This is a genomic window from Bradyrhizobium sp. USDA 4451, assembly GCF_054822585.1.
Genome location: NZ_JBTRCH010000001.1, coordinates 4,619,137 through 4,633,194, shown reverse-complemented (window position 1 = coordinate 4,633,194; position 14,058 = coordinate 4,619,137). Strand labels below are relative to the sequence as shown.

The 14,058-nt window shown below is 63.6% G+C and carries 10 protein-coding genes and 1 pseudogene; 6 read left to right on the top strand and 5 right to left on the bottom strand.

Annotated elements, in window-relative coordinates:
- Positions 1 to 5: 5 nt before the first annotated feature.
- On the bottom strand, positions 6 to 1,211 hold the full coding sequence (locus tag ACVMB0_RS21265; protein ID WP_456755733.1) for a glycosyltransferase family 4 protein: 1,206 nt from the start codon (positions 1,209 to 1,211) through the stop codon (positions 6 to 8).
- Between the two features lie 198 nt (positions 1,212 to 1,409).
- On the opposite strand from ACVMB0_RS21265, the gene ACVMB0_RS21260 reads away from it, so the two are divergent.
- Together ACVMB0_RS21260 and ACVMB0_RS21255 are read left to right on the top strand one after the other, a co-directional pair.
- A complete protein-coding gene (locus ACVMB0_RS21260) occupies positions 1,410 to 2,360 on the top strand; it encodes a hypothetical protein (protein WP_461347558.1) in 951 nt (316 codons plus the stop codon).
- A 23-nt stretch (positions 2,361 to 2,383) separates the two neighbouring features.
- A complete protein-coding gene (locus ACVMB0_RS21255) occupies positions 2,384 to 4,942 on the top strand; it encodes a glycosyltransferase (RefSeq protein WP_461347557.1) in 2,559 nt (852 codons plus the stop codon).
- Here ACVMB0_RS21255 and ACVMB0_RS21250 read toward each other — a convergent pair.
- Positions 4,883 to 7,231, bottom strand: a complete 2,349-nt coding sequence (locus ACVMB0_RS21250; RefSeq protein WP_461347556.1) for a glycosyltransferase family 2 protein — start codon at positions 7,229 to 7,231, stop codon at positions 4,883 to 4,885. The genes ACVMB0_RS21255 and ACVMB0_RS21250 overlap by 60 nt on opposite strands.
- Before the next feature lie 228 nt (positions 7,232 to 7,459).
- Here ACVMB0_RS21250 and ACVMB0_RS21245 point away from each other — a divergent pair, with 228 nt between their 5' ends.
- Positions 7,460 to 8,767: a UDP-glucose dehydrogenase family protein gene (locus ACVMB0_RS21245; RefSeq protein ID WP_456755737.1), complete on the top strand. Its 1,308-nt coding sequence runs from the start codon at positions 7,460 to 7,462 to the stop codon at positions 8,765 to 8,767.
- 115 nt (positions 8,768 to 8,882) lie between these two features.
- Here the strand turns inward: ACVMB0_RS21245 and rfbD are convergent, their stop codons facing one another.
- Both rfbD and rfbC read right to left on the bottom strand, forming a co-directional pair.
- Positions 8,883 to 9,794 (bottom strand): dTDP-4-dehydrorhamnose reductase, encoded by a 912-nt coding sequence (rfbD, locus tag ACVMB0_RS21240; RefSeq protein ID WP_461349691.1) that lies wholly within the window; start codon positions 9,792 to 9,794, stop codon positions 8,883 to 8,885.
- Positions 9,795 to 9,796: 2 nt separating this feature from the next.
- Positions 9,797 to 10,351 (bottom strand): dTDP-4-dehydrorhamnose 3,5-epimerase, encoded by a 555-nt coding sequence (gene rfbC / locus ACVMB0_RS21235; protein ID WP_456755738.1) that lies wholly within the window; start codon positions 10,349 to 10,351, stop codon positions 9,797 to 9,799.
- Between the two features lie 111 nt (positions 10,352 to 10,462).
- Between rfbC and rfbA the strand changes: the two genes are divergently transcribed.
- The 3 genes and pseudogenes from rfbA to ACVMB0_RS21220 form a co-directional block, all read left to right on the top strand.
- Positions 10,463 to 11,374: a glucose-1-phosphate thymidylyltransferase RfbA gene (rfbA, locus tag ACVMB0_RS21230; protein ID WP_461347555.1), complete on the top strand. Its 912-nt coding sequence runs from the start codon at positions 10,463 to 10,465 to the stop codon at positions 11,372 to 11,374.
- Positions 11,364 to 12,431, top strand: coding sequence for a dTDP-glucose 4,6-dehydratase (gene rfbB, locus ACVMB0_RS21225; protein ID WP_456755740.1), 1,068 nt, complete (start codon positions 11,364 to 11,366; stop codon positions 12,429 to 12,431). The genes rfbA and rfbB overlap by 11 nt, the downstream gene beginning before the upstream one ends.
- A 17-nt stretch (positions 12,432 to 12,448) precedes the next feature.
- Positions 12,449 to 12,583: pseudogene (locus ACVMB0_RS21220) on the top strand (UDP-glucose 6-dehydrogenase); the annotation flags it as partial.
- 10 nt (positions 12,584 to 12,593) lie between these two features.
- Here ACVMB0_RS21220 and ACVMB0_RS21215 read toward each other — a convergent pair.
- A complete protein-coding gene (locus tag ACVMB0_RS21215) occupies positions 12,594 to 13,946 on the bottom strand; it encodes a BNR-4 repeat-containing protein (RefSeq protein WP_461347554.1) in 1,353 nt (450 codons plus the stop codon).
- Positions 13,947 to 14,058 lie beyond the last annotated feature (112 nt).

The window sequence follows — 14,058 nt, the reverse complement described above, 5'->3', positions numbered from 1 at the left end:
CACCTTCATCCAACGAGCGTCAGCATCCTGGGCAGACAGACCCGTTTCGCGTCGTAATTGTCCCTCACGAAGCTTCTCGCCTTCATTCGCATCTTTTTGAAGGCCTTGGGCCGTTTCAGCACCGAGATTACCTGATCCGACAGGGCATCAATATCAAAAAACGGCGCCAGCAGGCCGTTGCCGTCGGAGATGATGTCGCGCAGCGGAGCGGTGTCGGACGCCACCACCGCACACCCCGCGCTCATCGCTTCCAGCAGCGACCATGACAGCACGAAGGGGTAGGTCAGATAGACGTGCACCGAGGAGATCTGGAGCAGTGCAAGATATTGGTCCCGGGGAATCCGGCCGAGGAAATGCACGCGGCGAAGGTCGATCTCCGACCTGATCTCGTCGAGGAACATCGACTTCCAGCTCGAGCCCTTGGGCGGATTCGCCCCGTAGGACGTTCCGCTGCCGCCGACGATCACCACCTGCGCATTCGGCCGCGCCGCCAGGATCTTGGGCAGCGACCGCATGAAGATGTGGAAGCCGCGCACCGGCTCGAGATTGCGCGAGACGTAGGTGATCACTTCATCCTCGGCCGAGAGTGTCGCGCCGTTCGGCAGCTGAAACCGCGCGACCGGATTGGGCTTCACCTCGTCGGTGTCGACGCCCTCGTGGATGACCTCGATCTTGCCCTGGAACTCGCGGGGAAAGGTCGACCTTTGCCATGGCGTCGGCGACACGCCGGAATCGCATTCCGTGAGCGCCAGCAGCGTGGTCGCATTCTTCAGGTGAAGCGCGACATTGCCATCGAGGCCGGTCATCGGAAACTCGGGATCGAAGCCGACGTCCCTGCCCTCCGCGCCGTAGAAGAACTCGCAATACAGGATGATCCGCGCGCGCGGAAACATCGTGCGCAACGGCAGCGTCTCGCCCCAGCCGGGATGCGCGAAGATCAGGTCGGGCACGAAGCCCTGCCCCGACAGCGAGGACAGCGCATACAGAACCTCCTCGGCGCGCCGCGATTCGACATCGAAGCGGCGGGCAAAGGGATGCACGATCGCGGAGTCCGACTTGGTCGTCGAGTATTTGATCAGCCGGATATCCGGCGTCGTGCTCGCGGTCGACGAGCCGACCGCGACGACCTTGTTGCCGGGCTGCTCCGCAAGCGCGCGCGCGATGTGGCGGTACTGGGCTGGAAAGTTATTGTGGACGAAGAGGACGTTCATCGGCGGGCGGACGCGCCCCCCGGCCGGGCGATCTTCGATTGGCGTCAGGCTCTGCATCATGACCGGGGGTGTGGCATCGATATGCACGGGTGAAACTATCTTACCGGATTAACATTAAGCCCTCTTCTATCACACAGATTTTTAGTGCACACTGCGCGGGCAACATATCAATCCATCCCGTTAGGCTCGCAGGCGACGATGAACGAACAGATTCAGCAGAAAACCATTGATCTGGCACGGGGCCTCTTCCTGGTTCGGTATAACGGCGCAGATGATAAGATGTCGCCTCCAGTGGTGCGCGTATACGCGGACCGCGCCAGCCTTAACAATTGTAGTATCATTTCCGGGCCCGACGCCGTCAATGGAACCCTGTTTGCGCCCGAAAGCGCGCTGGTCGTGTCGGTCGCCCGGCCGAGCCGCCTGATCGTCGAGGTCACTGCGGGGCGCATCGGCGGGTCGACCGCCGCCAACATCAAGATCGAGCCGCTGACCCAGGGCCAGCAGCAGGCTGCGCAGCCGGCCAGCCAGCCGTTTGACGCCTTTGAGCCCGAGTTCGAGCCCGAATTCGCGCCTCAGGCTGGCACCGGTGGGCAGGGCGACCTCCGGCTGCTCGCCCACGTCGCCGGCCTCGGTGATGTGACCGTCGGCCCGAACACCTGGATCGCCGGACCGTCCGCTCCCGCCCGGATCGAGGGCATCTCGCTCGAATGGCCGAACAAGCCGCGCGATCTCAGCCTGCAATATGCGGTCAAATTCGCCCGGCCGCAGCGCGGCGACAACCAGTTCGTTCCGCTCGGAACCTTCGCTGGAACCCGCGGCCGCGCACTGGCCATCACCGGGTTCTCGCTGGAGGCCGCAGGACCCAGCGTGGATCGCTATACCATCTCGGCCGAGACCATCTTCCTGGGCGCTCCAGCCCTGCGCGCGACCGGGAACCGGATTGTGGTGTCGGGCCCGTCGGGACGGGAACCCCTGGTGGGCTTCAAGCTCAACCTTGAAGAACGTCGCGTGCAGGCCGCGCCGCTTGCGCCGCAGCAGCCGAGGCGCGTCGAACCGATCGACCCGGCGCCGCGCCAGGACGGACCGCGTCTCGAGGGCCGCGTGCGCGTGTTCCGGAGCCGGCAGGGCGCCGTGAAGACCGCGGGCTGACATCCGGCAGGTAAGGGCGACATTTGACCGCCGACGCGCGCAAGATCGCCTTTACGTCCAGAACGCTCCATCACGTCGATCTCGAGCGGGCCGCGGTCGCGGCCCTGGAGGCGCGCAACTTCCGGCTGGCATTCGCGCTCGCCGACCGCCGCTGCCGGATCATGCCGCATCCGGGTGCCCGCGCCCACCTGCTGCGCGCAGAGGCGCTGTCCCGCCTTGATCTCAGGGATGATGCCGTCGCCAGCGTTGCCAGGGCGATCGAACTCGAACCGGACGATCTGGTTGCCGCACGGCGCATGATGGCGTGGGGTGACGGCCCGCAGCGGATCGAGGCCGCACGCAGCATCGCACGGCGCGACGACGATCCGGATTCGGTGAGGAGCGCCCTCGTGCTGCTCGAACAGGACGGTCAGGACAGCTGCGCCCGTATCGACTTCCTGGATGAAGAGGTGAAGGGATGGGTGACGTGGCGAGGGCCTGACGACCCACAGCTTTCATTGGCGCAGGCGGACCAATCCAGTGCCGTGCAGCTTCCCTCCGATCCCCGCCACAGATTCGCACGCGATGGGCGGCACGCCGCGAGCTTTCGCCTGATCCGCCCGCCATCGGCGACCTCGCAACGGCTCGAGATAGCGCAAGCCGGCCGGATCATTGCAAGCGTTCAACTCCCGGCCAATCGCGCGCCGGACCGCCGCAACGCGCCGCCACGGGCCGAGCGCGCGCGAGACGGTGAAACGCCCCCACTCACCATCATCATCCCAGTGTACCGGGATTTGGCCGCGACGCGCGCCTGCATCGAGAGCGCATTGACTGCCGCCGCCTGCACGCCGGGCGCGACCATCGTCGTGGTGGACGATGCCTCGCCCGAACGAGACATCAAGCGCCTGCTCGCCGAGCTGGCTGCCGGGTCGCGTATCCATCTGCTGATCAATGAGCAGAATCTCGGCTTCGTCGGCGCGGTCAACCGGGCACTCGGCGAAACCGATGCCGGCGACGTCGTGCTGCTGAACTCGGACACCATCGTGCCGAAATACGCGCTGCAACGGCTGCGCAGCGCGGTGCAATCGACACCGCGCGTGGGCACGGCGACGCCGCTGTCGAACAACGGCGAATTCACCAGCTTCCCGGTCCCGAACCGGTCAAATCCCCTGCCCTCGCCGGACGAGATAGCGCTGCTCGACGACCTCGCCGGCGCGGCAAATTCCGGGAAGGCGATCGACATCCCCAACGGCATCGGGTTCTGCCTCTACATCACCCGCGAATGCCTCGACGCCGTGCGTGAGCTCTCCGACGACTTCTATCGCGGCTATCTCGAAGACGTCGACTTCTGCCTGCGCGCGGCAGAAGCCGGCCTCCGCAACGTGTGTATCCCGTCGGTATTTGTCGGGCACGAGGGCTCGCGCTCGTTTCTCGGCGAGAAGCGTTCGCTGGTGCTGCGCAATCTGCGGGTTCTCGAGCAGCGCTACCGGCGCTATGCGACGGAGTGCGCCGCGTTCCTGCTCGCCGATCCGCTCCGCGATTGCCGTGCGGCACTGGAGCTCAAGCTGCTCGCGAGCGAACCGCACGCTGCCGCCCCGTACGTCATCCTCTGCGGTTCCGCGATTGGCCGCGAGATCGCCATCAGGCGATGCGGGCAACTCGCGGCGGACGACCAGCGCGCGCTGGTCGTGCAGACCCGAGCCGAGGGATCGCGCCAGCTGGCGACCATTTTCGATCCGGATGGCGGAGCACCGCAGTCGATCGCACTCGACGTTGCAACGCCTGAAGGCCGTGAGGCCTTGCTGACGCTGCTCACCGACCTCAAAATCCGCGCGATCGAGATTGCGGAGCCGAACCGCATCCCCGCCGCATGCCTGGCCCAGCTCACGCAACGCTTCCCCTACGACGTCCTGATCACCGACACCGCCCTCGCACTGCGCACAGCAATCGGATCGGGCGTTCACCCGGACTGGAGCAGCCTGATCGCCGGCGCTCAACGCGTGACCGCGATCGGAGAGGACGGGGCCGCCTTTTCGGATACGGTGCTCGGCTTGCAAGCGACCCGGCTGGACGACCCGCCTGCGCCGCCGGCGCGGCATCACGCCGTGAGCGGCCCTGTGCGTCTCGGTCTGCTTGTCCTGCGCGCCAGCGCGGCGGAGTTTCGCTTCATCAGGGCGTTGAGCGATCAAATCGCCGATGCCGGTGAAGACCTCGAGATCATCGTGCTCGGGACCACGCTCGACGATCTCAAGCTGATGCAGCGGAGCAATGTCCTGGTCACCGGCGACGTCGCCGTCGACGACATCGCGACGCTCGTCGAGGGTCACGGCATCACGAAACTGGTGCTCGACATCGGCGAGCCCGCCTTTGGACATCCGTTGGTGGATGCACTCAGGGCAACCGGGCTGCCGGCCGCCGCGACGGACTGGAGGCCGACAGCAGCGGGACGTGGCCGGGAAACCGACCTGAAGCTGCCGCCGGGCCTTGATGCCGATCAAACAATTGCCGCCGTGCTCGGCTGGGTGAGCGAGGATGCCCGCCGGCTACATCCCGACCGGAGGCGCGGCCGGCACAGGCGGCAGGTTGGCGCGCGGCTTCCATGATCGCGGCGGCCATGCCAGCGAGGAGAACGGCGTCGAGTCGAGCCCCAGCAACGGGCTGTAATAGGGATCGTCGAGCAGCACCTCGCCCCACTTCGCGCGCAGCATCGACAGCTCGCGCTTGAAGCGTGCCTTGCGATCCGGTGCGGAATCGCGGCCCCGGCTTGCCGATTCCAGATGAACGAGTTTCGCATCCGGCGTGAACACGATCCGCTTGCCGAGCTGGCGCAGCTTCAGGCACAGATCGACGTCGTTGAAGCTGATCGGGAAACGGGTCTCGTCCATGCCGCCGACGGCCACGAAATCGCGTTTGCGCATCAAGAGGCACGCGGCCGTCACCGCCGAGCATTCGTGCGCCACCTGGAGCAGATCGCCGTAGCCGGGATCACCATCCATCCGGTCATTGAAGGCGTGCGTGGCCGCGAAATTGGTCCCCAGCACCACCCCGCCATGCTGCACGACGCTGCTCGGCCAGAGCAGCTTTGCACCGACGGCCCCGACATCGGGAGCGGCGAGCCGCCACAGCAGCTCCGCCAGCCAGCCGTCGTCGAGCGCCTCGATATCGTTGTTGAGCAAGCAGATGTTCTCTGCATCGACACAGTCGACCGCGGCGTTGCTGATGGCTGCGAAGTTGAACGGGCCTTCGACGGAGATAACGTCGATGTCTTCCTCGGACAGGCTCTCCAGATAGTCGAGCGTTTCAGGCTCCGTCGAGCTGTTATCGACGACAAGGATGCGGGCGTTGGTCTCATTCGCGGCCGGCGTGACCGTCTCGATGCATCGCTTGAGCAGTTCGGCGCGATTTCTGGTCGGGATGACGATGGTGGTGCGCTCGCTCCAATCGACGGTGCGCTTGACCTGAACGGCAGGAAGCAGCCCCGCCTTGCGCGGCTCGACACTCGCCTCGATGCCGGCTCTGGCCAAGCAGGCCTTGCTTGCGGCGGCCAGTTCGCCGGTTGCGGCCGACGCATCGATCGGCGGCAGTGCCGCAATCGATCCAGGAAGATGATAGGTTCGGCCAGACTCCGCGCAGGACAGAAAAATGTCGTAGAGCGACGTCGCCGATCGCAGTGCTTCGATGGCATGTTGGCGGCGCACCGCAAAACAGTACGCGCCATAGCCCTGCTCGAGCGCGCGTTCGAGATCGAACGCCGAAAACGCCAGCGGCCAGACCGCACCGGCGCCCGCAGCGACCTCGACGTCGCCATAGGCGAGATCGCAGCCGGGCTCGGCCGCGAACACAGCGGCGAAGCGCTGCAAGGCATCCTCCGCGAGGATCGTCCCGCTCAGGCAAAAGACAAAGAACTCGCTGCTGGCGGCATCGCCGACGACGAAGTCGCGGGCCGCTTTCCGATCGAACCGACTGAAGGCCTGCGCCGGCAGGCACACCGCCGACCAGGCCGAATGCCCCTGGGCTTCGAGGCTCTCAATGCTTTCATCCACCCTGTTCTCGCCGATCAGGACGACCGCGGCCTCGGACGGAACGTCGGATTGTTCCGATTGCGTCGCCGGCGCGAAGCGCTCCTTCCAGCTGCGATAGGCGTGAAGCGGCATCGAGGCCGGCAGCACGCGGTCGAACAGTTCTCCGCGCAGCCGCTCGCTGTCCCAGCGCCCGAGATCCGCAAGCGTCTGCTCCAATCCGCGTTCGAAAGCGACAAAGGGAATCGGCTCCGAGATCAGGCTGCGTCCGGAAACCGTCCGCGCCGACAGGCCGCGCATGCGACCGTCGGCAAAATGCTCGGGCAGATGAAAATCGATCCGGCGGCCGACGCCGAACTCGCTTCCCCGCGCAACGTTGGTCCAGCCGGTCGGCTTCACCGTCATCACCGGCCGCTGCGCGATCAGGATCTCGATATCTTCGTCAATGTCGCGGGACAGCCAGCCCTCGAAGCGCAAGCCTCCGACCCATTCGATGTCGGCGATCCGATGCCACTGGGCTTGCAGTGCCGCGACATCGCAGCGAATCGGAGCGCCGACGGGACTGCCGATGTTGGCCAATCTGGCCTCGACGATCCCAGCGTTCGCGCCGACCTGATCCTGCACATTGAATGTAAAACCAAAGCGCCCGTCGCCTATACCGGCCTCGGCAAGCTCTGTTACAAACTCGTCACACAATGATGACATGTATGGCTCGCCGTCGACCAGCAGTTCGACGGTGTAGCGCCGGCCGAGATCGGCGCGGTCATAGACAAACCCGGAAAACGTCGTGCGATCGTATCTGGTGAACTGCGTTTGCAACGACGCGTAATCAGCTCCCGAGGGCCTGTGCTTGCCAATCGTCTTCGTGCTCATGTCCACCCCTCAAACGGCGGCTCGATTGTCGGTCGATTTCAAGTTGAGAATGTGTCCATGGCGCGCCCAAAGGTGACTAGCGAGCATTCACCTGCACTGAGGCGATCACCGTTTGCACAAAAAGCCGCCGAGCTCCAACACAAACTATACGTTATAAAACTTGGCGTTGTCGGCGCCAATTGTGCTAGTGCTAACTCCTCCTCTCCACACTGATCGACGAGCGGATTGATGAAGATTGCAATGGTTGGAACGGGATATGTAGGTCTCGTGTCCGGAGCGTGTTTTGCCGATTTCGGCCATCAGGTCGTGTGCGTCGACAAGGACGCCGGCAAGATCGAAGCCCTGAAGCGCGGCAAGATCCCGATCTACGAAACCGACCTCGACAAGCTCGTCGAAACCAACGCCGCCGCCGGACGGCTGACCTTCACGACGGAGCTCACCGGCGCCGTCGCCGATGCCGACGCCGTGTTCATCGCGGTCGGAACGCCATCGCGGCGCGGCGACGGCCATGCCGACCTGAGCTACGTCTATGCTGCCGCCAAGGAGATCGGCGCGGCGCTCAAGAAGTTCACCGTGGTGGTGACGAAATCGACCGTGCCTGTCGGCACCGGCGACGAGGTCGAGCGCCTGATCCGCGAGACCAATCCCGACGCCGATTTCGCCGTTGCGTCGAATCCCGAGTTCCTGCGCGAAGGCGCGGCAATCCAGGATTTTCGCCATCCCGACCGGATCGTCGTCGGCACCGAGGACGATCGGGCCAAGCGGGTGATGGGCGAAGTCTATCGCCCGCTCTATTTGAACCAGGCGCCGATCCTCTATACCGCGCGGCGCACCGCTGAATTGATCAAATACGCCGCAAATGCGTTCCTTGCCACCAAGATCACTTTCATCAACGAGATCGCCGATCTCTCCGAGAGGGTCGGTGCGAACGTGCAGGAGGTCGCGCGCGGCATCGGGCTCGACAACCGGATCGGAACCAAGTTCCTGCATGCCGGCGCGGGCTATGGCGGCTCGTGCTTCCCGAAGGACACCCGCGCGCTGTTCAAGACGGCGCTCGACCACGACGTCCAGCTGAAAATCGTCGAAGCCACGCTGACCGCGAACGACAACCGCAAGCGGGCGATGGCGCGCAAGGTCGCCAACGTGCTCGGCGGCGAGCTGCGCGGCAAGACGATCGGCGTGCTCGGCCTGACCTTCAAGCCCGATACCGACGACATGCGCGAGGCGCCCTCGATCCCGCTGATCAACGGCCTGATCGATTTCGGCGCCAAGGTTCGGGCCTACGATCCGATCGGCATGGAGCAGGCGCGCAAGGAATTGCCCGAGATCGAGTACTGCAAGGATGCCTATGAGTGCGCGCGCCAGGCGGATGCGCTTGTCATCGTCACCGAATGGCGCCAGTTCCGCGCACTCGATCTGAAGCAGATCAAGCAGGAGATGAAGCGTCCGGTCGTGGTCGACCTGCGCAATATCTACCGTCCCGACGAGATGGCCGCGCACGGATTCACCTACGACAGCATCGGCCGGCCGCGCTGAGCGGTAGCACCTCGGCGGCGATCGCCGCCGCTCGGTTCAACGAGCCCCGGTTCAGATCAAATCTGAGCCGGGGCCTTGGTTTTTGATGCGCTTGTTTGCAAACCTCGAAGACGCATCAAGCGTGCGCGGGCGCGCCGAGCTGGACATAGGCATCAAGCTCGTGCGCGAGCGCTTCCTGCCAGGTCGGCATCGCCACGCCGAACTGCGCCTTCAGCCGGGTCAGATCCAGCCGCGAATTGCCCGGACGCACCGCCTTGGTCGGAAAATCCGCCGTTGCAATCGGCGCGATGCTCTCGACGGCCAACGTGACGCCACGCGACCTCAACCCGCTGACAATGGCGCTGGCAAAGCCGTGCCAGCTGGTTTCGCCGGCACAAACCAGGTTGACGACGCCGCCCCTGCGCGCGAGCTGGTCGTGCAGCGTGGTGAGGTTCGGCAGAACGATGCCGGCCACCGCGCTGGCGATCGCCTGTGCCGAGGTCGGCGCCCCGATCTGATCGGCCACGATCCGCAACTCCTTGCGCTCGCCGGCGAGCCGCGCGATCGTGCGCAGGAAGTTGGTGCCCTTTGCGGCATAGACCCACGAGGTGCGCACGATCAGATGCGCACCGCCCGCCGCCTGCACCGCGACGTCGCCGGCGAGCTTGCTGGCACCATAGACGGACAATGGTTCGGTCGGGCTATCCTCGCGCCACGGCCTGTCACCCGAACCGTTGAAGACGTAGTCGGTGGAGAAATGCACCAGCGGCACATGGTTCGCCGCGGCCCATCTGGCGAGCGTCTCGGGCCCCCTGGCGTTGACCAGGAAGGCCTGCTCGCGCTCGTCCTCGGCGCGATCGACCGCCGTATAGGCCGCCGGATTGATGATGAGATCGGGCTTCAGGTTTTCGAGCTGGCCCGTCAGATTATCCGGTTTCGACAGATCGAATTCCGCGGTCGGCGGCGCGAGGATCGTGCCGTGACTTTCCAGCAGCGGCTTCAGCGCACTGCCAACCTGCCCGCGTGTTCCCGTCAACAAGATCCGCATCATCAGATTTGTCCGTAGGTCGGAAGGTTGCTGGCATCGGCGAGCAGCGGCGCGTCCGCATCCTTGGCCGACAGCTGCGGCTTGTCGACGCCCCATTTGATCCCGATCGCCGGATCGTTCCAGCGGATCGAGAGCTCGTCCTTGGGGCTGTAGAAATCGTCGCATTTGTAGAAGAAGTCGGCGGTTTCCGAGAGCACCACGAAGCCGTGCGCGAAGCCGCGCGGCACCCATAATTGCCGGCGGTTGTCCTCGCTCAGCTCGACCGCGACATGCTTGCCGAAATTCGGGCTGCCGATGCGCACGTCGACCGCGACGTCGAGCACCTTGCCGCGCAGCACGGTCACGAGCTTGCCCTGGGTGAGCGGGTTTTGCAGATGCAGCCCGCGCAGCACGCCATAGGCCGAGCGGGACATGTTGTCCTGCACGAAGGGTCGCGTGATGCCGTGCTCGACATAACGGGGCGCCTGATAGGTCTCGAGGAAGAAGCCGCGCTGGTCGCCGAACAGCTTCGGCTCGACGATCAGGACTTCTGGGAGCTCGGTCTTGATGACGTTCATGTAACGCAGGTTCCAGTTTTGAGCAGGCCCGAAATGTTAATTTGATACTCGTAACAAACTTGTGCGGCGCACGCTATCTGTTATGTTTTGATAGTCAAACTGTGAGGGACCATGAAGGGCATTATCCTCGCCGGTGGAACCGGCTCGCGCCTCTACCCCGTGACCACTGTCGTCTCCAAACAGCTGCTGCCTGTGTTCGACAAGCCGATGATCTACTATCCGCTGTCGACGCTGATGCTGGGCGGAATTCGCGACATTCTGATCATTTCGACGCCGCAGGACAAGCCGCTGTTCCAGCGGCTGCTCGGCGACGGCCACGAGATCGGCATCAGGTTCTCCTACGCCACGCAGGAGACCCCGCGCGGTCTCGCCGACGCCTTCATCGTCGGCCGCGACTTCATCGGCGGCGACTCCGTCGCCCTTGTGTTAGGCGATAACATTTTCTACGGCCACGGCCTGCCGAGCATGCTGTCGGCCGCCTCGGTTCGCAAGAAGGGCGCCACCGTGTTCGGCTACGTCGTCAACGCGCCGGAGCAATATGGCGTGGTGGAGCTGGACGACACCGGCCTGGCGCTGTCGATCGAGGAGAAGCCGAAGCGGCCGAAATCCAACGTCGCCGTCACCGGCCTCTACTTCTACGACAATGACGTGGTCGACATCGCAGCCGGCATCAAGCCGTCGCCGCGCGGCGAGATCGAGATCACCGACGTCAACAAGGCCTATCTCGAGCGCGGCGACCTCTATGTCGAGGTGCTCGGCCGCGGCTTTGCCTGGCTCGACACCGGCACCCACTCCTCGCTGGTCGAGGCCAGCCATTTCGTCCAGATCCTGGAGCAGCGCCAGGGCCTGCGCATCGCCTGTCCCGAGGAGATCGCGCTGCGCCAGGGCTACATCTCGCTGGAGGCCTTCGCGAAGGTGGCGCAGAAGACCGCCAAGAGCAGCTACGGCGAGTATCTGCTGTCGGTCTACCGCTCGTTCCAGGGCCAACCCCGCACCGCCGAGGTCTTCAAACATGCGGTTTAAGGGATCGACGATCTTCGTCACCGGCGGCGCCGGCTTCATCGGCTCCGCCGTGGTCCGCCATCTACTGCGCGACACCCATGCCCGGGTCGTCAACATCGACAAGCTCACCTATGCGGCCAATCTGGACTCGCTGCCCGGCTCGGCCGAAAGCCTGAACTACAGCTTCGAGAAGGCCTGTATCTGCGAGGCGCAGAGCCTGCGACGGCTGTTCGAGAAATATCAGCCCGATGCGGTGATGAATCTCGCCGCCGAAAGCCATGTCGACCGCTCGATCGACGGCCCCGGCGAATTCATCCAGACCAACATCGTCGGCACCTTCACGATCCTGCAGGAGACGCTGCGCCACTGGCGCACGCTCTCGCCCGAGAAGCGCGACCAGTTCCGCTTCCTGCACATCTCGACCGACGAGGTGTTCGGCACCCTTGGCGATGAGGGGCTGTTCACCGAAACCACGGCCTATGCGCCGAACTCGCCCTATTCGGCCAGCAAGGCATCGTCGGATCATCTAGTGCGCGCCTGGCGCGAGACCTACGAGCTGCCGACCCTGGTGACCAACTGCTCGAACAATTACGGCCCCTATCACTTCCCGGAAAAGCTGATCCCGCACATGATCATCAAGGGGCTCGCCGGCGAGCCGCTGCCGGTCTATGGCGACGGCCAGAACATCCGCGACTGGCTGTTCGTCGAGGACCACGCCAAGGCGCTGACGCTCGTGCTGGAGCGTGGCAGGATCGGCGAGACCTACAATGTCGGCGGCCGCAACGAGCGCACCAATCTGCACGTCGTGGAAAGCATCTGCGACCTGCTCGACGAGGTTGCGCCGTCGGCTGCAGGCCCGCGACGGCAGCTGATCAACTTCGTTGCCGATCGTCCCGGCCACGACCGCCGCTACGCCATCGACGCCACCAAGCTCGAAACCGAGCTCGGCTGGCGCGCCGAGGAGAATTTCGAGACCGGCATCGCCAAGACCGTGCGTTGGTACGTCGACGAGCAACCCTGGTGGCGCGCGATCCTGGAGCGGGGCTACAAGGTTGAGCGCGTCGGGCTGAACCAGTAGTCCGGCGAATAGGCTTTGCAACCGCCCGCGAGATCGTCGCACATCTGAATGGCTTTGCCGTCATCGTCAGCGAACCGACCGTGCCGGTCGGTACCTGCGATGACGTCGAGCACATCATACGCGAGACCAATCCCGCGGCAGGCTTCGCTGTCGAGCTTCCTCTTATCGCTTGAAAATATAGGCCTGCAGCTGTGCTGGCCTCGGCTTGCAAGCCTCTGGCTCAAGCCGGGTGCAGGACCGAGGAATGTCCGAGTGTGGCCCTTGGGAGACCCATCGAAAAACAACGTTGTACTTGCTTGGAGCATATTGCTTCGCAAGCGACGAAAGCGTCACTGCTTCGGAGAGTCCTTCGGTAGAAATCGCGGGAAACTGGAACTTGGGAGCCTCGTTCGATTTTGTATCGGCAAGCCCAAGACTTCTGGCGTCAAATGTCTTGTCCATGGCGGCTTCACCAGGAAAGGTCACGTGAACCCTGCCGACTCCATTTGTGATGACCGGTTGAGAGAATCTTGGAAGGCGAAGAAGCGATCCTCTCCCGGCAATTTCGATCGGCGCACTGGACGCGGCCAGTTTCAGAGTTTTCCAGCCTTCCTTCTCATAAGCCAGATACACGCCGTTTCTTCCGGCTTCATCGAACTTTGTGTAGGCAATGAGCGGAGTGCCGTCCGTGGTCACGTTCAGTTCGGCATTGTTCACTAAGCCTCGGCCCTCGCCCGGATCATCAACGAGATCGCTATTCCTTGGATTGACTGAACCGAGGATCGGATCACCATTCGCTTTGGTCCACGAAACAAAATCACGACTCTTGGCGAAGGTAATCCTGAAGTTCGACGCGACATCAGGGGTTTTCCGCCACACGATTGCGACATTGACCTCTCCGTCCGGCCCTCTGACGAATGCCGTGGGATAGGCGCTTACCGATCCACCCTTAGCCCTATCCGAGAATAGAGGCGTTTCGGAAAGCCGCTTCCAGCTCGTGCCGTTCCAAACGTTGGCGTACCACGCTCCATTGCCGCTTACGCCGTCGCGAAATACCAACAGCAGATTCTTTCCAGCCTTTTCGAACGATGGATAAGTTATGTGCTCCTCGTTCCTTCCGGTCATGGTCGCTGCAGATATGTCAGCAATCGAACGCGCGGACGTTGAGCGGAAATACTCCAATGGATGGGCATGGTTCACGAAAACCACATGCAAGTGCCCCTGCTCGTCAAGTGCCAGCTTCGTCTCATCGTGACTGTCCCAACCCGGGGTGCTGGCTTGAAGCTCCTTACGGCGCACCGATCCTGACGCTAGGTCGATCTGCGCAACACTGAACACACGTTGTGCGTTGTAGTAGGCGATGAACGCTTGCTCTCCGACCGTCAGGCTAGCAAACTGCGAGTTGGTACCTGTCCAGACATTGTCTACTGGCACGATCACCGGGGCCGGAGCATCGGCGCCAGACGCCCCGGCTAGATTGCAGGCGAGTGCGATGAAGACGAGGACGTCCCGGAGATGACGAACAGATCGTTTCAAGGTTCCCTCCTACTTGCTCTCGACACATAGCCGGCCCGCGCAGTCTCAAACGATCAACAGTTGGAGTCTTCGATCTTGATGAAAATAAGTCGACTGCTTTCAAGATACATCG